Annotated in this window: 18 protein-coding genes; 11 read left to right on the forward strand and 7 right to left on the reverse strand. The window is 47.1% G+C overall.

Annotated features, from left to right (window positions below; genetic code table 11):
* Positions 1 to 28 precede the first annotated feature (28 nt).
* Both BN1044_RS15975 and sodB read left to right on the forward strand, forming a co-directional pair.
* Positions 29 to 1,003 (forward strand): C40 family peptidase, encoded by a 975-nt coding sequence (locus tag BN1044_RS15975; RefSeq protein ID WP_072309524.1) that lies wholly within the window; start codon positions 29 to 31, stop codon positions 1,001 to 1,003.
* Positions 1,004 to 1,354: 351 nt separating this feature from the next.
* Positions 1,355 to 1,933, forward strand: coding sequence for a superoxide dismutase [Fe] (sodB, locus tag BN1044_RS15980; RefSeq protein ID WP_072309525.1), 579 nt, complete (start codon positions 1,355 to 1,357; stop codon positions 1,931 to 1,933).
* A 93-nt stretch (positions 1,934 to 2,026) separates the two neighbouring features.
* Here the strand turns inward: sodB and BN1044_RS23405 are convergent, their stop codons facing one another.
* Entirely contained in the window at positions 2,027 to 2,116 is a 90-nt protein-coding gene (locus BN1044_RS23405) for a cytochrome bd-I oxidase subunit CydH (RefSeq protein WP_020303734.1), read from the reverse strand.
* 354 nt (positions 2,117 to 2,470) lie between these two features.
* Between BN1044_RS23405 and purR the strand changes: the two genes are divergently transcribed.
* From purR to BN1044_RS15995, 3 genes are read left to right on the forward strand one after another with little or no spacing between them, the layout of a single operon-like run.
* On the forward strand, positions 2,471 to 3,496 hold the full coding sequence (gene purR, locus BN1044_RS15985; protein WP_072309526.1) for an HTH-type transcriptional repressor PurR: 1,026 nt from the start codon (positions 2,471 to 2,473) through the stop codon (positions 3,494 to 3,496).
* Positions 3,497 to 3,499: 3 nt separating this feature from the next.
* The gene (locus BN1044_RS15990; RefSeq protein ID WP_072309527.1) at positions 3,500 to 5,146 is read left to right on the forward strand and encodes an ABC transporter permease; all 1,647 of its coding nucleotides are present in this window, start codon (positions 3,500 to 3,502) and stop codon (positions 5,144 to 5,146) included.
* On the forward strand, positions 5,143 to 5,769 hold the full coding sequence (locus tag BN1044_RS15995) for an ATP-binding cassette domain-containing protein (protein ID WP_072309528.1): 627 nt from the start codon (positions 5,143 to 5,145) through the stop codon (positions 5,767 to 5,769). The genes BN1044_RS15990 and BN1044_RS15995 overlap by 4 nt, the downstream gene beginning before the upstream one ends.
* A gap of 2 nt (positions 5,770 to 5,771) precedes the next feature.
* Here BN1044_RS15995 and punR read toward each other — a convergent pair whose 3' ends face one another.
* Positions 5,772 to 6,680: a DNA-binding transcriptional activator PunR gene (gene punR / locus BN1044_RS16000; RefSeq protein WP_072309621.1), complete on the reverse strand. Its 909-nt coding sequence runs from the start codon at positions 6,678 to 6,680 to the stop codon at positions 5,772 to 5,774.
* Between the two features lie 140 nt (positions 6,681 to 6,820).
* Here punR and punC point away from each other — a divergent pair, with 140 nt between their 5' ends.
* Both punC and cfa read left to right on the forward strand, forming a co-directional pair.
* Positions 6,821 to 8,047, forward strand: a complete 1,227-nt coding sequence (gene punC, locus BN1044_RS16005; protein ID WP_072309529.1) for a purine nucleoside transporter PunC — start codon at positions 6,821 to 6,823, stop codon at positions 8,045 to 8,047.
* Positions 8,048 to 8,366: 319 nt separating this feature from the next.
* A complete protein-coding gene (gene cfa / locus BN1044_RS16010) occupies positions 8,367 to 9,518 on the forward strand; it encodes a cyclopropane fatty acyl phospholipid synthase (RefSeq protein WP_072309530.1) in 1,152 nt (383 codons plus the stop codon).
* Positions 9,519 to 9,606: 88 nt separating this feature from the next.
* On the opposite strand, the gene htpX is transcribed toward cfa, so the two are convergent.
* From htpX to BN1044_RS16030, 4 genes are all read right to left on the reverse strand, one after another.
* A complete protein-coding gene (gene htpX, locus BN1044_RS16015; protein WP_008813588.1) occupies positions 9,607 to 10,488 on the reverse strand; it encodes a protease HtpX in 882 nt (293 codons plus the stop codon).
* Between the two features lie 307 nt (positions 10,489 to 10,795).
* A complete protein-coding gene (prc, locus tag BN1044_RS16020; protein WP_072309531.1) occupies positions 10,796 to 12,826 on the reverse strand; it encodes a carboxy terminal-processing peptidase in 2,031 nt (676 codons plus the stop codon).
* A gap of 19 nt (positions 12,827 to 12,845) precedes the next feature.
* Positions 12,846 to 13,553: an RNA chaperone ProQ gene (proQ, locus tag BN1044_RS16025; RefSeq protein WP_025801078.1), complete on the reverse strand. Its 708-nt coding sequence runs from the start codon at positions 13,551 to 13,553 to the stop codon at positions 12,846 to 12,848.
* A gap of 101 nt (positions 13,554 to 13,654) precedes the next feature.
* Positions 13,655 to 14,146 (reverse strand): GAF domain-containing protein, encoded by a 492-nt coding sequence (locus BN1044_RS16030; RefSeq protein ID WP_072309532.1) that lies wholly within the window; start codon positions 14,144 to 14,146, stop codon positions 13,655 to 13,657.
* A gap of 230 nt (positions 14,147 to 14,376) precedes the next feature.
* Here BN1044_RS16030 and yebS point away from each other — a divergent pair, with 230 nt between their 5' ends.
* The 4 genes from yebS to BN1044_RS16050 all read left to right on the forward strand — a co-directional run bounded on the left by yebS (position 14,377) and on the right by BN1044_RS16050 (position 21,540).
* Positions 14,377 to 15,621 carry a membrane integrity lipid transport subunit YebS gene (gene yebS, locus BN1044_RS16035; RefSeq protein WP_072309533.1) on the forward strand — a complete coding sequence of 415 codons (1,245 nt, stop codon included), beginning with the start codon at positions 14,377 to 14,379 and terminating at the stop codon, positions 15,619 to 15,621.
* Positions 15,590 to 18,220, forward strand: coding sequence for a PqiB family protein (locus tag BN1044_RS16040; protein ID WP_072309534.1), 2,631 nt, complete (start codon positions 15,590 to 15,592; stop codon positions 18,218 to 18,220). The genes yebS and BN1044_RS16040 overlap by 32 nt, the downstream gene beginning before the upstream one ends.
* Positions 18,221 to 19,088: 868 nt before the next feature.
* Positions 19,089 to 19,370, forward strand: a complete 282-nt coding sequence (locus BN1044_RS23410; protein ID WP_072309535.1) for a hypothetical protein — start codon at positions 19,089 to 19,091, stop codon at positions 19,368 to 19,370.
* A gap of 1,021 nt (positions 19,371 to 20,391) precedes the next feature.
* Entirely contained in the window at positions 20,392 to 21,540 is a 1,149-nt protein-coding gene (locus BN1044_RS16050; protein ID WP_254663936.1) for a porin, read from the forward strand.
* Between the two features lie 73 nt (positions 21,541 to 21,613).
* On the opposite strand, the gene BN1044_RS16055 is transcribed toward BN1044_RS16050, so the two are convergent.
* A complete protein-coding gene (locus BN1044_RS16055) occupies positions 21,614 to 22,081 on the reverse strand; it encodes a hypothetical protein (protein WP_072309537.1) in 468 nt (155 codons plus the stop codon).
* Between the last annotated feature and the right edge of the window lie 82 nt (positions 22,082 to 22,163).

Consider the following 22,163-nt stretch of genomic DNA (forward strand, 5'->3'; position numbering starts at 1 on the left):
TGCTTGGGACAAAGTCTGGAACCTATCGATGCGTCTATATATCGCGCTCTTTGTTCTGCTGTTTACACAGCTATTTGCTAATGCAGCGAATGCCTCTCCGGGGCATAAAGTCGTTGCCGATCAGCGAAAGTCGCATGCGACAAGTAGCGAAACTGCCGATCGTAAAAAACGAAAGCCGGCCACCAGCAAAAAAGAAAAAACTGCGGCACCTACAACAACGGCAAAAAATAAAAAATCGGTAGAGCAAAAAAGCAAGGCGAGTAAAAAAACAGCAGACGTTCAGCCTACCGCTCTCGCCACCAAGTTCGCCAAAAATAGAGCCGTTGCGCGCAATAAAGCCAATAGCAAAAAAATAGATAAAGCAGTATTAGCCTCTATTTCTAAACCGAAGGCAAAATCCAGCGTCAAGAAAAGCGACACTCATTCCACGGCTAGGCTAGCTCGCGTTAGTAATAAAAAAACCTATGGTCGCCAGCGCGGTGAATTGAATAGCCATGGCAGAAACAGCAAAGGCGAATTAGCCAAGCTGAATCAAAACAATATTGAAATCGTTGATGGTAAACCAATCCGTTTGAGCCCTCAGCATAAAAAACGCTACCAGCATGCCAAGCAGACGGCTATGAATAAGCTGATGAATCAGGTAGGCAAACCGTATCGCTGGGGTGGAGCTTCACCAAGCACGGGCTTCGACTGCAGCGGTTTAGTCTATTACGCCTATCAGGATTTACTGAGCATCAAGATCCCGCGTACCGCCAATGAAATGTATCATCTGCGCGATGCGGCTCCGGTGAAAAAAACAGAGCTACAAAAAGGCGACTTGGTCTTCTTCCGTATTAATAATCGTGGCGCCGCCGATCATGTAGGTGTTTATATGGGCGAAGGTAAATTTATACAGTCACCTCGCACCGGCGAACAAATTCGGATCAGCTATTTAGATAATGATTATTGGCAAGGACACTACGTTGGCGCCCGCCGCGTAATGACGCCAAAAACGATTCGTTAATAGCAGAAGGTCATTGTTAAACAGATTTATGGTAGGGATTAATCGTATTTTGTGATAATCCCTATCATTTAGATTTACCCTGTCTTTGTATTATCCCCTTCCCCTCATTTTCGTACCGTCGCCGTTTTGAACGAATGGTGTACAAATCATCAATTGATAACCAAAAACAAAAATTTTGCCTGTTATTAGATTCAAAACTTGCTAAAATCTATCCCCATAACAAGAGCACAACAAGATCGTTTCAATTTTAAAAACCCGCTCACTGACATTAACGTTGGTGTGATGCATGAAACATAAAACACTTCCGTGTAACTGTTTCATTGCAAAATAGAGCAATAATAGGAGAGAGCAATGTCTTTTGAATTACCTGCATTACCATACGAAAAAAACGCACTCGAACCGCACATCTCCGCAGAAACCTTGGAATACCATTACGGTAAGCATCACAACACCTACGTGGTTAACCTGAACAATCTGGTTAAAGGCACTGAATTTGAAGGTAAATCACTGGAAGAGATCATCAAGACCTCTACCGGCGGGATCTTCAACAACGCCGCTCAGGTTTGGAACCACACCTTCTACTGGCATTGCCTGTCACCAAAAGGTGGCAACACACCAACTGGCGCAGTAGCCGAAGCCATTAACAAAGCATTTGGTTCATTCGACGCTTTCAAAGAAGAACTGACTAAATCCGCGATCGGCAACTTCGGTTCTGGTTGGACTTGGCTGGTTAAAAAAGCCGATGGTTCTTTGGCAATTGTGAACACCTCAAACGCAGCAACACCACTGACCAGCGGTGATAAGCCTCTGCTGACCGTGGACGTTTGGGAACACGCCTACTACATCGACTATCGCAATGCGCGTCCTAAATATCTGGAGAACTTCTGGGCTCTGGTAAACTGGGAATTCGTGGCGAAAAATCTGGCATAAGTTTGCTAAGTTACGCACATGAAAAAGGCGGTCAATTGACCGCCTTTTGTTTTAGCCATGTTAATAGCTATCGATAGAAAACTTAGCGATAAATCAATGTAGCGCGGCAACAAAACTAAAGATAACAATCACAGCCAGCGCCGCGACCGTTGTCATTAGAGAATATTTCAGGTCGGTTTCCATTTCTTCTTCTCCCGCATTTCGTTATCAGATCAATTTTGATTATACATAAACACTTGCAGAAAGTGTGTGAAATCATTTTCACATACCTTAAATGGGATCGCACGCAGTAAAACTTTCGATTATTCTTTCTGTTAACCCACAATTTTGACTTCCCCTTTTGCATTTTATAGGCCAAAATTTACGGTTTACTGCTACGTATCAGCTTTCATAACGTAAAAGAATAGGCTGGCGCTTGATAAATCCGCATATTCCTCTCTTTGATGCGATTGTAATCAGTGTATTTTGATGTACGTAAGCAAACGATTAACGCAATAGCTATGTCATTGTGACATTAGCTTAGGAGTCATCTGTTTCATGGCAACGATTAAAGATGTGGCAAAACGCGCGGGCGTTTCAACCACGACAGTGTCTCACGTTATTAATAAGACGCGTTTTGTCGCAGAAGAGACCAAGACCGCGGTTTGGGAAGCCATTAAAGAATTGCACTACTCCCCCAGCGCCGTCGCCCGTAGCCTGAAAGTGAACCACACTAAATCGATCGGTTTGCTGGCAACCTCCAGCGAAGCGCCCTATTTTGCTGAGGTGATTGAGGCCGTTGAAAACGCCTGTTACAGCCAAGGCTATACGCTTATTTTATGTAACTCTCACAATAACCCTGAAAAGCAAAAAGCTTATTTGGCAATGCTGGCGCAAAAGCGCGTCGATGGGCTGTTAGTGATGTGCTCTGAATATCCAGAAAACCTGCTGCAAACCCTCGAGGACTACCGCAATATTCCAATGGTGGTGATGGACTGGGGCACACAGCGCAGTGATTTTACCGACGCCATTCAAGATAATGCGTTCGAAGGTGGCTATTTAGCCGGTCGCTATTTAATTGAACGCGGTCACCGCGATATTGGGGCGATTACTGGTCAGCTTTCCCGTAACACCGGCGGAGGTCGTCTGCGCGGCTTCTTGAAAGCCCTGCAGGAAGCCAATATTTCCGCACGCGATGAGTGGATGGTAGAAGGCGACTTCGAGCCAGAATCCGGTTACAAAGCCATGCACCAGATCCTATCGCAAAAAAATCGCCCAACGGCGGTCTTCGTGGGCGGAGATATCATGGCGATGGGCGCAATCTGCGCCGCCGATGAGATGGGCTTACGTGTACCGCAGGATATATCTGTGATCGGTTATGATAACGTGCGCAACGCCCGCTACTTCTCACCAGCGTTGACTACCATCCACCAGCCGAAAGAGCGTTTGGGCTCTATGGCCTTTGATATGCTGCTCGACCGTATCGTGAGCAAACGTGAAGATTCTCAAACGATCGAAGTTCATCCAAAACTCGTGGAGCGTCGCTCCGTTGCCGATGGCCCATACCTGGACTATCGCCGCTAAGTGATGAAAAGCAGCCCTTTTCTTTTAGCGCTGTTCCCCGTTGTGCTGTTCTTTGCCGGAGCGTTGCCAATATTGGCAGCGCTGCTGGCACTGACTCAGCCGCTGTCTGACATTTCCTCTTTCAATAACTTCATCCAGCCGTGGACGCTTTTACTCCAATGGCCAGGTTTGATGCGCTCGGTTGGCCTGAGTTTATGGAGCGCAATCGCCGCTACCTTAATATCACTTTGGTTGGCATTAGCGCTTTGCGGGCAAGTTATACAGCGCGCCAGCGGGACCGCTCGCGCTGTTTCGAGCGCGATTTTAGCCATGCCGCATATTGCACTGGCGACCGGACTCATACTGCTGTTATCTCCTTCAGGTTGGCTACTCAGGCTTATATCCCCAACATTTACGGGTTTTGTGCGTCCGCCAGATTGGCCTATCGTCAATGACCCTTATGCCCTGTCCTTAATTCTTTTACTGGTGATCAAAGAGACACCCTTTTTATTTTTGCTGGCGTTTAACATCGCGGGGCGAATTGATGTGGTCCGTCAAATGCAGGCTGGTAACGCATTGGGTTACCACAGTGAAAAAGTCTGGTGGTTGCTATTAGTGCCGCAAATACTGGTGGCCCTGCGCCTGCCGCTGTTTTGCGTGCTCGCCTTTGGGCTATCCGCCGTGGATATTGCGATTCTATTGGGGCCACAGCAGCCAACCACCTTGGCGTTGTTAGTTTGGCAATGGATAAGCGAACCCTCGATGGGGCACCAGTCTTTGGCCGCCGCTGGCACGCTGTTGCTTATTGCGATGACATTAGCCAGCTTTGGCGCATGGGGATGCGGTGAAAAACTCTGGTTGAAATATTGTCGCAACGCTTATGGGCAAAGACGCAACACATGGCGTATGCCGCTTGCTCCGCTCTGGACAATTGGCGTGCTGTTAACGCTAGGTGCTTACGCGGTACTCTTCGTTTGGTCTATTGCGTGGCGTTGGCCTTTCTCTTCTTCTTTCCCGCTACAGTGGACCGATGATTATTGGCTTACCAGCATTCATCAGCTCAGTGCGCCGATTATGAATAGCCTGCTCATTGCGGGGATGGCGAACCTGTTAAGCTTGGTGCTGTGCGTTGGTTTTTTGGAGTGGCAATTTTATACGCGTAGCAAAACGAACTTTTGGCTTCTGCTCGCCCCACTGTTGATACCACAAATCAGCCTAATCTTCGGCTTACAACACATGGCCGCTTGGCTGGATGTTATTGGCCTGCTGCCCAGCGTTGTCTTTGCCCATATGGTGTTTATCGTTCCGTACTATTTTCTTAGCCTCAGCGGCGCGTGGCAGGCTTTCGATTCACGACTGCTCTACACCGCACAATCTCTTGGCAAAGCGCCTTGGACCTGTTTCTGGCGCATCAAGATGCGTTTATTGAGCAAACCACTAACGCTTTCCGTTGCGCTAGGTTTCGCGGTTAGCATGGGATTATATTTACCCACGCTGGGCTTAGGCGCTGGGCGCTTCCCCACATTGGCAACTGAAACCGTTGCCTATGCATCCGGTATCGATCGTCGAATGGCTGCCGTTGCGGCCCTGTGGCAAACGTTCATTCCGCTTTTGGTTTACGGTATCGCGCTATTTCTGCCATTCATATTAACAAGGAATAAAAAACTGTGACGGTTTTAGCGCTCGAGCAATTTCAGCTTTTCCTACATGGCACACCGCTAACTTCAGCGTTGAATACCCGCGTAGAAGGCGGCCAAATACTCACGCTGATGGGGCCAAGCGGCTGCGGGAAATCGAGCTTATTGCTGGCTATGGCGGGACATGCTCACGCCCCGCTGTCAGCGCAGGGAAAAGTGCTGATTGATAATCGCGAGGTGACTGAGCTTCCTACCTATCAGCGAAAGATAGGGCTGTTATTCCAAGATGATTTGCTGTTTCCCCACCTTAACGTTGAGCAAAACTTGCTCTTCGCATTACCAGATAACACCAGCAGAGAAGAACAGCATCAGCAGGTCGCACAGGCATTGGGGAAAATTGGCATGAACGAATTTTCATCTCGCTATCCTGATGAATTATCTGGCGGCCAGCGCGCCAGAATCAGTTTGTTACGCACCCTGCTTTCTCGCCCTCGCGTGGTGGCTTTGGATGAGCCTTTTTCCAAGCTTGATAAAGCGCTGCGACAACAGTTTCGCCAGTGGGTCTTTAGCGAATTACGTCAGGCGAATATTGCCACCCTGCTAGTGACACACGACGAAGACGATGTTCCGCCAAATGGCCAAATCATCATGCTCTAATCCTATTCAGGGCTCAGCCACTCTTGATTCATCGTTTCAGTATCACCTAAATAATCAAGCAACCAGTCAATCGCCGGCGAACGGGTATGATCTTCCCAAGTTACGCAGCAAGCGCTATCAGGAAACGGTTGAGCCAATTCTAAGATCTTCAGCTTACCCGCATGAACCAACGGTTCTGCCATGTGTGCAGGCATCAAGCCAACGCAAAGCCCATTCTCCAGGCAATCGCAGGCCGACTGCCAATCAGGCACCACCAAGCGGCGCTGGTTATCTAATAGCCACGTATCGCGCTTAGGCAGATCTCGAGATGTGTCTTCAATGCATAAAGCAGGAAAGGGACGAATTTTGTCGTCACTTAACTCACCCTCCAGCGTTGCCAGCGGATGATCGGGGCTAACCAGACAATGCCAGCGTAGAAACCCCATATCGCGAAAAGAAAAACGCCCTCCGGCGGGAACCGCGCGCGTCGCTCCTATCGCCACCTCTACGCGTCCGGCGACCAGTGCATCCCATACGCCGTTGAACACTTCTGGGTGGATCATTAATTCCATATCAGGAAAATGGCGGTAAAAATCGACCACCAGTTGGCGACTTCGGCGAGGATTAACGATGCGATCTACTGCAACATTTAGCTGTCCACGCCAGCCATTTGCTACCTGTTGACATTGACGGCGGGTGGAATTCATTTTTTTGATAATAGTTCGAGCTTCATCAACAAAAAATGCGCCTGCCTCGGTGAGCTCAACATCTCGATGACGCCGCTCAAACAGTGATACCGCTAGCCAAGTTTCTAGTTGGCGGACCGTATAACTCACGGCAGACGGCACACGGTGCAGTTCTTGGGCTGCGGCACTAAAACTTCCCGTCCTAGCAACCGCATCAACAACCTCTAATGAGTATTCCGACCACATGTGCGCTACCTCACTTTTCTTGCTTTCAAAAATTTTCATCCATGATAGCAAATATTAGCGTTTCACAAGTAATTTGAGAGATCGCTACACTCCCCGCGTCACACATTCATTCTGCAACAAATATATAACGAGTCAAAATAATGCGAACTTCATCATTTTTCATGTTCTATCTGGCCGGATTGAGCATGCTGGGATATCTGGCCACTGATATGTATCTTCCTGCTTTTGGTGCGATGCAGCAGGATCTTAATGCTTCCGCTGGTGCCATCAGTGCGAGTCTCAGTATTTTCCTCGCCGGTTTTGCCTTCGCGCAGCTGGTATGGGGGCCTCTGTCCGATCGCATCGGACGTAAGCCGGTTTTAGCCATGGGCTTAACCCTGTTTAGTCTTGGCTGCTTGGGCATGCTGTGGGTGGATACCACCACAGAGCTTCTGGTGCTGCGCTTTGTGCAGGCGATTGGGGTGTGCTCTGCCGCCGTGACGTGGCAGGCGCTGGTTATCGACCGCTACAGCAAAGGCGTTGCCAATCGCGTGTTCGCTACCATCATGCCGTTGGTGGCATTGTCCCCAGCTCTTGCGCCGCTATTGGGCGCGTGGTTGCTTAACCATTTAGAATGGCAGGCTATCTTTGCCGTGCTGTTTGGCATCTCTTTGCTGCTGTTAATCCCAACCCTCATGCTTAAAGATGAGCGTCGGAAACCCGCAGAAAACCAGCCTAAAGAGAACATCAGCTTTTTCCAACTGATGCGCTCGAATATTTTCTCCGGCAACGTGATGATTTTCGCGGCGTGCTCCGCCGGTTTCTTCGCGTGGCTCACCGGTTCACCGTTCATTTTAGGCGATATGGGCTATGGCCCGAATGACATTGGTCTAAGCTATGTTCCACAGACCATCGCATTTTTGATTGGCGGCTATGGCTGCCGCGCGCTGCTGAGCCGTATCGGCGGAAACTTAATGCTGCCTTGGCTGTTAGTGGTATACAGCCTGAGCATGGTAGGAATGTTTGCGATGGCGTTGCTGAGTTCACCGGGACTCTTTGCGCTGTTAGTCCCTTTCTGCATTATGGCCATGGCAAACGGCGCGATTTACCCTATCGTGGTTGCCAATGCATTAACGCCATTCCCAGAAAGCAGTGGCAAAGCAGCGGCATTGCAGAACACTCTACAGTTGGGCGTCTGTTTCTTGGCAAGCCTGCTGGTATCCGTTTTTGTCGAGTCAGCGTTATTGGCCACAACCGCCATCATGGCGGGCACCGTAGTATTGGTTGCTTTCGGTTACTGGCTCAAAAGTGACAACGTCACAAGAAAATTATCCGATGAATCGCTAGCGGCGAGTGAATCAGGTAAAAAACATCAGTCACAGCATTAATTTATTTTTGTCTCCTTTACGCTAAACCATTGAGCAGCGGTGCGGATTCATACTTGAGTCTCTCACCGCTGCGTCCTATACTGCGAAGGTTGCTTTTACAATTATTCTGCTAGTAAGTAACTTTTGCTTTCCGATGTGCGGAGCACATCACATTTTTTCTTAAGGATGAGTCCCTGCTAACCGCATGGGTTTCCTCAGTTTTCCATTTTTCTAAGTCGGGTTAAACACCGCGGATTATCCGTTGGTACTCGTGCGCCTTTAGATTGCCAACGCTCTCTAGCAGGTCAGTTTTATGAAGAATTTGGTTCATGGAGAAACTATGAGTTCATCGTGTATAGAAGATCTAAGCGTGCAAAACAGTCAATGGTATCGAATTGCCAGTGAAATGTTGCAGTCGGCAGACATCGAGGTTAATGGCTCGCGCCCTTTTGATATTCGCGTTAAAAATCCACACTTTTTCAAACGCGTCTTGCAAGAAGGCTCACTCGGTCTGGGTGAGAGCTATATGGATGGCTGGTGGGAGTGCGACCGTTTAGATATTTTCTTTCAGAAGGTGCTGCGCGCTGGGCTTGAGAATCAGCTGCCACACCACATCAAAGACACCTTGCGTGTCGCAGCGGCGCGTCTTACCAATCTTCAATCGAAAAAACGTGCATGGATCGTCGGCAAGGAACACTACGACTTAGGAAATGATCTCTTCAGCCTAATGCTCGATCCCTATATGCAATATTCCTGCGCCTACTGGAAAGATGCGACGACGCTAAAGCAGGCTCAGGAAGCTAAGCTAAAACTGATCTGTGAAAAGCTTCAACTGCGGCCAGGAATGACCCTGCTGGATATCGGCTGTGGCTGGGGCGGTCTGGCAGCTTATGCCGCGAAGAACTACGGCGTATCCGTTCACGGCGTCACCATTTCAGCAGAGCAACAGAAAATGGCTCAGGAACGCTGTAAAGATTTAGACGTGCAGATTTTGCTACAAGACTACCGTGACTTGAACGCACAGTACGATCGCATTGTATCAGTGGGGATGTTCGAGCATGTCGGGCCAAAAAACTACCAAACCTACTTCAACGTGGTGGCGCGTAATTTGAAGCCTGATGGGCTTTTCTTACTGCATACTATTGGCGCAAACGAAACCAATATGCATGTGGATCCGTGGATCAATAAATATATCTTCCCTAATGGCTGCCTCCCCTCGGTTAAGCACATCGCAACCACCAGTGAAGGTAAATTCGTGATGGAAGACTGGCACAATATTGGGGCTGATTACGACCGCACGTTGATGGCTTGGTATGAACGTTTCGTCCAGAATTGGCCGAAGATCGAGCATAACTATTCTCAACGCTTCTTCCGCATGTTTAGCTATTATCTCAATGCCTGCGCGGGGGCTTTCCGCGCTCGAGATATCCAGCTATGGCAAGTGGTGTTTTCTCCTCGCGGAACTGAAGGCGGCCTGCGCGTAGCGCGATAATATCTGATGGTTATCGGATAGTAAAAAGGAGCCCAAAGGCTCCTTTTTGTTTGTCGCTAGCTATTTGGCCACCGATGGCAAACCTGAATTACTTCAGATATTGGCCGGTACGTAAGGCTTCAATACGCTTATCCAACGGCGGATGTGACAGGAACAGTTCGCTAAATGATTTATTACGACCATTGATGCAAAATGCCATCATGCTCCCTTCTTCCTGCGGCTCATAGCTTGTTTTCAAGCGTTGTAGTGCAGCGATCATTTTTTCACGCCCTACTAAATTAGCCGACCCCGCATCAGCGCGGAATTCACGATAACGCGAGAACCACATAGTAATAATGCTCGCTAAGATCCCGAATACAATCTCCAATACCATGGATACCGCGAAATAAATCATTGGGTTGCCGCTGCTGCTTTCACCCTCATCGCGGTTGCCCGACAAGAATCCAGCAGCTACCTGAGCGATCAGGCGCGAGATGAAGATAACGAAGGTGTTCACCACGCCCTGAACCAGCGTCATCGTCACCATATCACCATTGGCAACGTGGCTGATTTCGTGCGCGAGCACGGCTTCGGCCTCATCACGACTCATGTTTTGCAATAAACCGGTGCTCACCGCCACCAGTGATGCATTGCGACGCGCACCTGTTGCGAATGCGTTCATATCCGGTGCGTGGTAAATCGCAACCTGCGGCATATCAATACCTGCCTGCTGAGACTGACGGCGGACGGTTTCAACCAACCAACGCTCAGTCTCATTGCGTGGTTGCTCGATAACTTCTCCCCCAACCGAACGCAAAGCCATCCACTTAGACATCAACAGCGAAACAATAGAACCACCAAAACCGAACAGCAGTGCCATCACCATCAGCCCTTGCACGCTGCTGGACTGGATCCCTGTCAGGCTTAACACCACACCAAACACCAGCATGACAGCAAGGTTGGTTAGCAGGAACAAAGCGATACGCATCATGTTATTTATTAATCCTCATTTATGGAGCACGCATTATGCGATGCATATACTCGTTTTACTTCAAGTGGCAGAAACATTAGCAACTCTTGTTTGCTACTTTCATGCAACTCGAATGATTTAGTGTATAGATCGTAAGGCCATCTGCGCGGGATTCAAGTGGTGTTAAGCAATAACACACTAAAGAAACATAACTTTACAATTTGACGTACTAAAAATCACATAATTGACTATTTCCCAACCATTCAGCCAGAACGGCAGGCATAAAAAAAGAGCGATTTCTCGCTCTTTTTACTGTTACCGTGCTCGCTTATTTTGAGCTGCCCTGCATTTGCTGAGCAAGATCAAGCGCAATTTTTACCGTTTCATCCAAGTAAGGATCGGGCTCTTGATAATCTTTTGGCAAATCATCAAGTGATTTAATTGGCTTTTTGCCCGCAACTTTCAGGCGTTCATTAATGCGTTTCAGGCGGGTTGCATCATCATCTTTGTTCTCTTTCTCACGCTGTGCATAGTTAAGAGAGACGATATTTTTGCGATCTTTGAGCGCTTTATAGTGAGCGATGTCCTGCTCAATATATTGGAACTCAGGATTCGACGCGATACGCTGATTGTGATCGGCTAACAGAACCGGATCAAACTTCTGCACATCCCCGGCTTTATCGTAGGTAGCCGCTTTAATGCTATCCCAAGGCAAGGCGTTGTCTTCAAAGCTTTCGCCAGTATCAATCGATTCCAGCCCCGTCGGCATAATAATATCTGGTGTCACGCCTTTACGCTGAGTACTACCGCCGTTAATACGGTAGAACTTCTGGATTGTGTATTGAACTGAACCCAGCTCCGGCCACTCTGGACGCAGCATCTGATCGTAAATACGGTTTACCGAACGATATTGTTGCACGGTACCTTTACCGAAGGTTGGTTCACCAACAATCAGCGCACGATCGTAATCCTGCATAGCCGCAGCGAAGATTTCTGACGCTGACGCACTGAAGCGATCAACCAGAACTACCAGCGGGCCTTTATAGTAAACAACGCCGTCGGTATCCGCATCTTCACGAATTTTACCGTTATTATCGCGCACCTGAACAACAGGACCGTTAGGAATAAACAGGCCAGAAAGCGATACCGCTTCGGTTAACGCACCGCCGCCGTTGCTGCGCAGATCGATAATCACGCTGCTCACGTTCTGTTTTTCCAGCTTCTGCAGCTGTACTTTGACGTCGTCGGTCAGGCCGACGTAGAAGCCAGGAATATCCAGAACCCCGACTTTCTTGCCATCAACGGTTTTCACGCTCATTTTCACCGCGCGATCTTCCAAGCGGATCCGTTCACGCGTTAACGTGATAGTGCGTGTTTTGGTACCCTTACCTGCTGGCAGAATTTCCAAACGAACTTTGCTGCCTTTTGGCCCTTTGATCAACTCAACCACGTCATCAAGACGCCAGCCAATCACATCTACCATCGGTTTGCCCGGCTGGCCAACGCCAACGATGCGATCGCCAACTTTGAGAGATTTACTCTTCGCTGCAGGTCCACCGGCAACCATCGAGTTAATCTGGGTATAGTCGTCTTCGGTCTGCTGAAGCACTGCACCGATACCTTCCAGAGACAGGCTCATTTCGGTATTAAACTGCTCAGTATTACGCGGGGACAGATAGTTGGTATGGGGATCAATCTCATGCGCAAACGCGTTCATGAACAGTTGGAAAACGTCTTCGCTTTTGCTTTGAGTGAGACGTTTAATCGCAAACTGGTAGCGTTTGGTCAGGATTTTTTGAATCTCTGGCCAATCTTTACCGGCCAGTTTCAGGTTCAATTCATCGTATTTAACTTTGGCTTCCCAAAGCTTATTCAACTCTTCCGTGCTGGTTGGCCACGGTGATTTGCTACGGTCGACATCAATGGTGTCGTTACCGTCGAAAGTCATCGGAGATTTCAGCAAGGACAGTGCATATTCGTAGCGTTCGAAGCGACGTTTTTGTGCCAAATTAAACAGCGCATAGGCGGTATCTAATTGGCCGGATTTTAACTCATCATCCAGCGCCGTCTCACGGTCTTTGAACTGCGCAACGTCAGAGGCCAACAACACGTTATGGTTGTAGTCCAACATATTGAGGTAACGCGCAAAGATCTTTTTAGAAAAATCATCGTTCAAATCGAACTGACGATAATGAGAGCGCGTAAAACGTGACGTCACCCGTTCACTGACGGTCGCGTGCTGCGGCTCTTGGCGCAACTGCGGTAACTGATTAATGTTGTAAGCAACATTATCAGCCGCAAAGCTGGCACCAGCGAATAACGCCAGGGCTATCGCTGATACCCTGAAAAATTTGTTCATGCCTTGGCTGGCCTCCGTATCAGAACTGCAAGTGTTCTGCGCGCACAATCATCGCCAGACCGTTAGAAAGCTGAACGCGTACACCATCTTTGGTGATTTCCAATACGGAAGCGTCCATCGCACTTTTACCTGCGCTGACTTTTACGCCCTGACCTACGGTCAGTTTAGTAATGTCAGTCACCGGTACAGCACGCGGTTTAGCTGATTCTGTGTTCGCGCGAGGCGTGCGATCCTGTTGCGGGCGAGGAGTGCGTGGTTTACGCGCTTCTTTATCACCGTTAGCAGCATCGGTACGACGTGCAGCAGGTTTTTTACCCGCTGGACGTGGGCGACGATTCTCAGTCGTTTCCCCAGCCTCACGTTTTTTCGCCTGCTGTTCTGCACGTTGTGCTTGAACTCGCGCTTTGGCTTCTTCTAACTGTTGACGAGCGTGTTCCACATGCTGCTCTTCCAGCACACCACACGAATTACCGTCAAGATCGACTCGTTCCGCACCCACTTTCACGCCGTGCAGATAACGCCAGCTTGAGGTGTACAGACGGAGCGCTGAACGTAGCTGAGTCTTGCTCAGTCCGTTTTCATCTCCCTGCATCCGCTCAACCAGATCCTGAAAGATACCGATTTTCAACGGACGTGCTTCGCCCTCTGCGCTAAAGCACTGCGGGAAACGCTGGGCTAAAAATGCAATGACTTCTTTACTACTATTCAACTTGGGTTGATTTTCCATGAAATTTCCTGATTACAACGGGTTTGCCAACCAGCGATGGCATGAACAGGCGACATTATAATGGCGCTACCGCCAAAAGCCACGCCATACGCACGACAACCTTATGCAAATGTCACAAATTTTGTGCTGCCGCACTCTTTTAAGTGTTCAGAAAGAGCAGAAGCCACTGATTTTAAACCATTTTCATCTTCTTTATCGAATCGGTCATAAACTGTGCTATCGATATCTAAAACCCCAATAACTTGTCCATTTACCTCAATAGGCAGCACAATTTCAGCATTGCTGGCTGCATCACAGGCAATATGACCGGCAAAAGCGTGCACATCGGCAACGCGTTGGATCTCATTTTTGGCAAACGCAGTACCACATACACCTTTACCTACAGGAATTCGCACACAGGCTAATTTCCCTTGGAAAGGCGCAAGTACCAGCGTATTACCATCAATCAAATAGAATCCGACCCAGTTAACATCCTCTAATCGCTCGTAAATTAGCGCACTTGCATTGGATAATGTTGCGATAAAGTTATATTCGCCGCTGCTTAGAGCAGCTAAATCACGCGCTAGGTCGGCATAAAACTCTTTTTTACTCATGTAAATCTCGTTATCTTGTTACTGGACGACAGCCATAAGGCCCGAATACGTCACATAAAATAAGCATTAAATGCGTTATCACACAAGGCCTATCCAACATCACTACACTTTAACTCGTTACACATTGTATCTTTACATCAGTTAGACCTACATTTTTATAACAACCATTCTGTTTTAAGGCCATCAATGCGATACTTTCACCCTTTGCGCCAGCCATCCTGCGTTTCTGAATGAATATCACTCGAATTACCTCGCTACCAGAACAGCACATCAAACGTTGCCACGAATGCGACTATGTTTTCCAACTCCCAGAGCTGGATAAAAATCATACTGCATACTGCCCGCGTTGCTGTGCCAAAATTTGCTCTGGACGTGATTGGTCCATGACGCGCTTAACCGCGCTGTCTATTGCAATTTTGCTACTGATGCCGTTTGCCTTAAACGAGCCGCTGATTCAAATCCGCCTGCTAGGAACGACGATTTATGCCAGCTTGATTGAAGGTATTTGGCAAATGGCGATCCAAGGGGACCCGGTCACGGCCAGCATGGTGGCATTTTGTACCGTAGGCGCCCCGCTGACGCTGCCGCTCTCCATTCTTTATCTACGGTTCGGCCATAAACTAGGCATGAATCTGCGCCCAGTGTTATTGATGCTGGACAGATTAAAAGAGTGGATCATGCTCGATATCTATCTTATCGGCATGGGCGTAGCCTGTATAAAGGTTCAGGAATATGCGGATATCAACGTAGGAAACGCTTTTTTTGCCTACGTGATGATGACGTTACTCACACTGGTCACATTGATTCATCTTAATCTGAATCAACTGTGGGAGCGGTTTTATCCACGAACCCAGCCCAAAACGTCACCGTATGAAATGAAACTCTGCTGTGCCTGCCACTATACTGGGCTACCTGATGAACGAGGCCGCTGCCCGCGTTGCCATACCACGTTGCATGCTCGTCAGCCCTACAGCCTACAAAAAACATGGGCCGCGCTGATTGCTGCCATCGTGATGCTTTTCCCCGCCAATATGCTGCCCATCTCAATTTTGTACGTGAACGGCGTGCGGATGGAAGACACCATTTTTTCTGGCGTAGTTTCGTTAGCAACCTCGGGCAATATTCCTATTGCAGCAATCGTATTTATTGCCAGTATTTTAGTTCCTTTCACTAAGGTGATTGTGATGCTGTTCTTATTGATCAGCATCCAATTTAAAACCCAGCACAGCCTAAAAACACGCATGCGTCTACTACGCTTAGTGACGTGGATTGGCCGCTGGTCGATGCTCGATCTTTTTGTTATCGCGTTAATGATGTCGTTGGTTAATCGCGACCAGCTACTTTCTTTTACTATGGGACCGGCGGCCTTCTATTTTGGTGCCGCCGTATTCCTAACCATCCTTGCCGTAGAATGGTTAGACAGCCGACTGATTTGGGATGCTCATGCAACAGGAAACGCCGAATATACCGACTAACGCAACGCTACGACGTAAACGCCGTATCTCACCGTTTTGGTTATTACCTTTTATCGCCCTTCTGATTGCAGGCTGGTTAATCTATTCCACAATGCAAGAGCGCGGCGATACCGTCATTATCGATTTCCAGTCGGCGGCAGGCTTGGTGGCTGGCCGAACGCCGGTACGTTATCAAGGCGTTGAAGTCGGCACGGTGCAAAAAATAGCGCTCAGCAATGACCTCAATAAAATTGAAGTCAGCGTAAGCATTAAAAGCGATATGAAAGACGCCCTGCGTGATGGCACTCAGTTTTGGCTCGTCACGCCCAAAGCCTCTCTGGCCGGGATCTCAGGGTTAGACGCGCTAGTCGGCGGTAACTACATTGGGATGATGCCGGGTACGGGTAAGCCGAGCCAACATTTCGTCGCATTGGATACTCAGCCCAAATTCCGCCTTAATACCGGTGAATTGCTCATCCACCTGTTTGCTCCTGACTTAGGTTCTCTAAGCACCGGCTCATTAGTCTATTACCGCAAAATTCCGGTGGGTAAAGTCTACGATTTTACCATTGCTGAAAACCAGCAAGGCGTTAGCATCGATGTACTTATCGATAAGCGCTTTGCTAATTTGGTGAAAGACAACAGTCGTTTCTGGAATGTCTCTGGTTTCAAAGGTGATTTTGCCTTAGACGGCATTTCGGTGCAGATGGAAAGCATGGCCGCGTTAGTGAATGGGGCCATTGCCTTTGACTCACCCCACGGAGGCAAGCAGGCCGTAGCCAATCACAACTACACGCTCTATCCCGATTTGGCTCACAGCCAGCGCGGCGTCGTCATCGGTTTAGATTTACCCAATGGCGATGGCCTCACAGCGGACAGAACGCCTCTTATTTACCAAGGGTTGCAGGTCGGCACGCTCACCAAAATGACGTTGGAGAAAGACAGCAAAGTCAGCGGTGAATTAACGATTGATCCTAGCATCGTCGATCTGATGCGCAGTGGAACCCGCATCAAAATGACCAGCCCTCGCCTCAGCTTGGATAATGCCAAACTGAGCCAGCTGCTCACGGGTAACGTATTTGAACTGCTCCCTGGCGAAGGTGAACCACAAAACCATTTCGCCGTACTGCCTAGCGCAGAGTCACTGTTACAGCAGCCTAATATCCTTAAGCTATCGCTCAGCGCATCACAAAGCTATGGCGTGGACGTTGGCCAGCCTATCAGCATGAACGGGATTAAAATTGGCCAAGTCCTTCATCGGGTTCTGAAAGATAACTCGGTTGTCTTCGACGTCGCTATCGAGCCGCAGTATCGCAGCCGGATTCATGCCGACAGCAAGTTTGTGGTCAACAGCCGTCTTGACGTTAAGTTTGGTGTTGACGGTGTTCAATTGCTTGGTGCAAGCGCACAAGAATGGCTAGATGGCGGTATTCGCGTCATCCCGGGCAGCAAAGGTGAACCCAAGGATAAATACCCGCTCTACCAAAACAGTGAACATGCTGAGCAAGGCATTACCGGTAATCTTCCGCCATCAACCCTGACTTTGCGCGCAGAAACCTTACCTGACATTCAAGCGGGTTCCGTTGTGCTGTATCGTAAATTCCAAGTTGGGGAAATTGTTGATGTTCGTCCTAAATCCAATGAATTTGAAATCGATGTTTATATTCAACCGGCCTACCGAAAGCTGCTTACGCCGCAAACTATTTTCTGGGCGGAAGGCGGAGCTAAAGTACAACTCAACGGCAGCGGATTGACGATTCAAGCATCTCCGCTAGATCGTGCAATCAAAGGCGCGGTTAGCTTCGACAATATAGAGGGCGTTAGCGTTACCAAGGGGCAGAAGCTTGAGCTTTATTCTTCAGAAACGGCGGCCAGAGCGATTGGGAGCCAGATCACCCTGCGCACCTACGATGCTTCAAAACTCTCAGCCGGAATGCCAATTCGCTATCTCGGCATCGATATTGGACAGGTTGAATCGCTAAAACTCTCCAACGAACGCAACGAAGTGTTAGCGAAAGCGGTGCTTTATCCCGAATATGTGGACTCCTTTGCACGCCAAGGAACGCGCTTCTCCATCGTTACACCGGAGATTTCAGCTACCGGCGTCAGTAATTTAGAAACCCTGCTACAGCCCTACATCAACTTAGAACCAGGTCATGGACGCACCATGCGAACCTTTGAGCTGCAACAAGCCTCTATCGCTGATTCACGCTACCTCGATGGACTGAGCGTGATTGTCGATGCGCCAGAGACGGGATCGCTGCAAATTGGTACTCCGGTTCTTTTCCGAGGTATCGAAGTGGGTACCGTGACGGGCCTCTATCTGGGCTCGATGTCTGACCGCGTGCACGTAGCGCTGCGCATCAGCAAGAAATACCAAAAACTGGTGCGTGAAAACTCAGTATTCTGGCTGGCATCAGGCTACAACGTCGAGTTTGGATTAACGGGCGGTATGGTTAAAACTGGTACGTTCCAGCAATTTATTCGCGGCGGCATCGCCTTTGCCACGCCACCAACTACGCCGCTCGCGCCACAGGCTCAACCGAATACGCACTACCTGCTTAATGATAATGCGCCGGATAAATGGCAAAGCTGGGGCACTGCAATCCCTCTTCGCTAGCCCTGAACAAAAACACCGCCGACTGGCGGTGTTTTTTTAGTTTATAATGGGTACGACTTCTGAGAAAAGCATCGCCCTTCCACTTCATTCTCCAACCCCAAAAATGCCACGCTTAACGTTATGCGTTAAAGATAAAATAGAGCAACGCTTTACTAATGGCATAATCTCTCGTGCAAGCTCATCTCCCATCAAAAGAAAGACTTAACATTTGCTTTAGTTATCTTCAACAGCATAATTGGCTAAAAACTGGCAAAAAAAAAACCGTCGACTACTCTTAAATAGCAAGGCAATCCAAGCCTGCATTAATGCCAACTTTTAGCGCACGGCTCTCTCCCAAGAGCCATTACCCTAGACCTGATACAGGAATCGTATCAGGTCTCTTTTTAATCGATCAAAAATAGTCCTGATATAAAACCGCCTATCTAGCCGTTGATCTTGATCACTTCTCACACAGGGATATCGGTTGGAGACGGAGCATGAGACGACGTATGAGCACTGAGTCAGTGATGAATGTGTTGTTGATTGCGGTGCATCGGGAGAAACATTAGTCCATTCAGATCAGATATCTCGATATACGAACGGACGCCCCCTTTTGACTCTAGTCTTTTCAAGATCCTTCTTAGGATAACCTTGTACTGCATGAAGTGACATTTTCAAAATAAAACGTTGCATTGAGAAAGAATAACTGTGTTTTAAAATCCTTCGTTCATATAAAAGCTATCAATTCATCAACATATTAAATGTTAAGAAGTTAATTATTTATAATTAATATCATAGTTAATAAATCATTAATAAAAACAACAAACTTAAATAAATTTGATAACAATTAAGAGTTATATTTTAAGACCATTAAAAATAAGGAACTGTTATGAGTTGGGATTTTAATGATAGCGCACCACAAGCATCAAATTTGAGAATAGTTGAACCATCAGGAATGAGAAAATATTATGAATGGAGGCGACTGATTAGATATATGAACCTGCCACCAAATGATGCTGCGGCTAGAGTTGGCGATCTTAGATATGAGAGATTACCTGAGCGTGGTCCATATAATTTCTCGATAAGATTATCACAACAACATCGGGTGCATTTTACTGTTGATAATACAGCGAAGAGAATTACAGTATTATCAATAGGCCCTCATGGTTAAGTAAGTAGACACAGTGGCTCTAGCAGAGCCACATCAACATAATTGTTATCACGCATAAAATCACAAAATTAAGAACTAAATTTTCCTGTGAAAAACTTTCCCTACGGCGAAAAAAACAGCAGCAATAATGCTCTCAGATTCGATCAGTTCTGGTCCTTGAACTAGTGACTGACGCGTACTCGGTCACAGGCCCTGCTATATACCAGAAACAGACATTGTTCTTAATTATACTAGGGACAGTCCTGTGCAGATATGCTCCTCGATAAATTGCAATCATGGGCCTAACTATTTTAGTTCCTATTATTCACCCACCTAGAGTAATAGCTAAGTATTAATTAGCATTGCCAGTTAATCTGTTCTTTCATGAATATAAAGTCGTTAAGTTAAATCATCTCATTGAAAATAATTTTCATCAAAAAACATCCATATAAAACCAATTGAACATAATGAGTGTATCTTTGAGCCGATTTTTTCATAACTAAAAAATAGAATTTCCCATAAGAGAGGAAATGCAAAAAAGACTTCACCTCTGACACATCGCCACTCTTCAACGCCTGTTGGAATTTTTGAACTTGCGTGAACAGATCACGTTTATGACTATTATAGTTACCCGTGGTATATAGAGATAAATGACGCTACGTAATTATAACCAAACGGCACTACTAATACATGTTAATTCAGGTGCGTTATTATTTATAAATTCCTCCCAATGTTCATTCACTGATAGCAACCAATTTAGTTGGATTATTGTTCGCGTTGTATTAGGATTGAGCAAATTTAATGCAACAGTTTTTAACTTGTATTAAATTTCAGCTAAATAGTAAATTCGAGTTCTAATTATCTAGTTTAAATACGTTACTATTGTTGCAATTTATTGCGCTATATAGTTGAATGCATATCGAGTTTAATGGCTGTTACATATATCATATTTATGTATTTCTATTATTTTACCTATAAAACAATTACGAATGTAAATTAAAAATTCGTTATACGTCAGGGATAAAAAATGATTAAACATCATGTGGCGAAAAAAATTGTATTAGCAGTGGCATTGGGTTGTGCTTCTTTCTCCTCGCTGGCAGAAATTACTCTGTTAGAGCAAGATCCGCAGGCTGGCGATCCACTCAGCCGCTTGAAGTTTCAGGTTGGCGGTAGTATTCGTCCACAGTTCATAGATGAAATGGGCAACAGTGACAGAGGCTCTTATAAGCGCAACGGTTATGACGGCGGAACGCGTTTTCGTTTCTCTGCCGATTATTATCTGTTCGACGATGTTAGCCTGATTGGTTACTACGAATTGGGTGTGAATATTCCAGCGCTATTCAACTGGGATAATCATTATGCAGATGGCGCAGCAAACACCGATCGACGCATGCTGTTCGGAGGTCTGAAAAGCGCAACTTGGGGTACTCTAACCTACGGCAAGCAAAATAGTATCTACTACACCGTTGTTGGCGCTAAAACGGATATCTGGGACTTCGATATGCAGGCTCAGGCTCCAGGTAACGGTTATAACGGCAACTACGACGGCTCATACCGCAGCTACAATCTAGTCCAATATAAAAATACCTTTGGGCCCGTTGATCTGTATGTTGGTGGTGTTTTACATGACGACTCCCACCCTGCCGGCGTAAATAACGGCAACCCGCTGCGTTATCAACGTAAAGGTGGCGGCGCATTAGGTGTGGATTACCACATCACGGATGAATTAACGTGGGGTTCTGCGTACAGCTATATCCAACAAAGCATCAAACAAAATAACGGTGCGGATAGTGGCAAGAACGACAATGGCCAACAATTATTGGGGACGGGGTTAAGCTGGAAACCTGACAATTGGACTCTGGCAGCATCTGCCGGATGGTATCGTAATTTCTTAATGACCGGCGTAAAAAATCGTCATGATTACTTTGCTGGAAATGGCTACGGTGTTGAATATTATGCAGGTTATACTTTCCCTGTCAGCCAATATTTGGTGAAAAACATTACACCTTATTATGCTGGTGACCGCCTGAAATTTAATACTGGTCGTGATTATCAGAGCAACCATCAGACTCTCGGTATTTCTACCAAGTTCGATTATGGTTTCCAGATCGACGTCGAACATGTATTTACAAATACAACAGACAATAAAAGTGACCTAAATTTGGTTCGTCTGCGTTACGATTTCTAAGTTAAATCAAACTTGCCTCTTAAGCACCTAAATGTCATTTAGGTGCTTTTTTAAAAAAAATCCTAACCTCATCTCACATCTTATCAAGATTATCTGCTGCGTTATTGAACGCTTTCGCTAGAGAGGCATCAGTCCCTTTTAGCGTAATTGAATTCATATACGCCAGCCATTTTGCATTGACGTCATTGAGTGCATTTAACTGATTGGGACCTGTCGTCACGCTTTGAACTCGGCTTACCTGAGGCTGGATAATCTCTATTGATGCTTGACGTATTTCACTGCTGCAGGACTCTATTTTCGTCTTCTCATTAGCATCTGTGGCTTGCTGTGCCCACTGAGCCGCCACAACATTTTTACGTTCTGCATCAACGCCCAGTTTGCGCATATTCACGAGTAAATCTGACGTAGACTCGATTGTAGGATAGTGACTCGCCGCAGGGATATCACAGGAGAAATAGCTCTTAAACGGCGATTGCCCCTCACTGCTCGCACACCCTGCCAATAATAGCGAACTCAAACATAGGGTAAGAATTTTTTTCATCCGATAGGCCTCGTTATTTTTTGTTGCTCGATAATAGCAAGACAGCGACATAACGGATATCGACGAGGGGCAAAATGGCATT

Origin of the sequence: Hafnia alvei (assembly GCF_900095695.1) — a bacterium.
Classification (GTDB): domain Bacteria; phylum Pseudomonadota; class Gammaproteobacteria; order Enterobacterales; family Enterobacteriaceae; genus Hafnia; species Hafnia alvei_B.

Excerpts from the sequence above, each read along its gene's own strand:
- BN1044_RS15975 (WP_072309524.1), top strand. The coding sequence starts at position 29 with ATGCGTCTATATATCGCGCTCTTTGTTCTGCTGTTTACACAGCTATTT.
- sodB (WP_072309525.1), top strand. The coding sequence starts at position 1,355 with ATGTCTTTTGAATTACCTGCATTACCATACGAAAAAAACGCACTCGAA.
- BN1044_RS23405 (WP_020303734.1), bottom strand. The coding sequence starts at position 2,116 with ATGGAAACCGACCTGAAATATTCTCTAATGACAACGGTCGCGGCGCTG.
- purR (WP_072309526.1), top strand. The coding sequence starts at position 2,471 with ATGGCAACGATTAAAGATGTGGCAAAACGCGCGGGCGTTTCAACCACG.
- BN1044_RS15990 (WP_072309527.1), top strand. The coding sequence starts at position 3,500 with ATGAAAAGCAGCCCTTTTCTTTTAGCGCTGTTCCCCGTTGTGCTGTTC.
- punR (WP_072309621.1), bottom strand. The coding sequence starts at position 6,680 with ATGTGGTCGGAATACTCATTAGAGGTTGTTGATGCGGTTGCTAGGACG.
- punC (WP_072309529.1), top strand. The coding sequence starts at position 6,821 with ATGCGAACTTCATCATTTTTCATGTTCTATCTGGCCGGATTGAGCATG.
- cfa (WP_072309530.1), top strand. The coding sequence starts at position 8,367 with ATGAGTTCATCGTGTATAGAAGATCTAAGCGTGCAAAACAGTCAATGG.
- htpX (WP_008813588.1), bottom strand. The coding sequence starts at position 10,488 with ATGATGCGTATCGCTTTGTTCCTGCTAACCAACCTTGCTGTCATGCTG.
- prc (WP_072309531.1), bottom strand. The coding sequence starts at position 12,826 with ATGAACAAATTTTTCAGGGTATCAGCGATAGCCCTGGCGTTATTCGCT.
- proQ (WP_025801078.1), bottom strand. The coding sequence starts at position 13,553 with ATGGAAAATCAACCCAAGTTGAATAGTAGTAAAGAAGTCATTGCATTT.
- BN1044_RS16030 (WP_072309532.1), bottom strand. The coding sequence starts at position 14,146 with ATGAGTAAAAAAGAGTTTTATGCCGACCTAGCGCGTGATTTAGCTGCT.
- yebS (WP_072309533.1), top strand. The coding sequence starts at position 14,377 with ATGAATATCACTCGAATTACCTCGCTACCAGAACAGCACATCAAACGT.
- BN1044_RS16040 (WP_072309534.1), top strand. The coding sequence starts at position 15,590 with ATGCAACAGGAAACGCCGAATATACCGACTAACGCAACGCTACGACGT.
- BN1044_RS23410 (WP_072309535.1), top strand. The coding sequence starts at position 19,089 with ATGAGTTGGGATTTTAATGATAGCGCACCACAAGCATCAAATTTGAGA.
- BN1044_RS16055 (WP_072309537.1), bottom strand. The coding sequence starts at position 22,081 with ATGAAAAAAATTCTTACCCTATGTTTGAGTTCGCTATTATTGGCAGGG.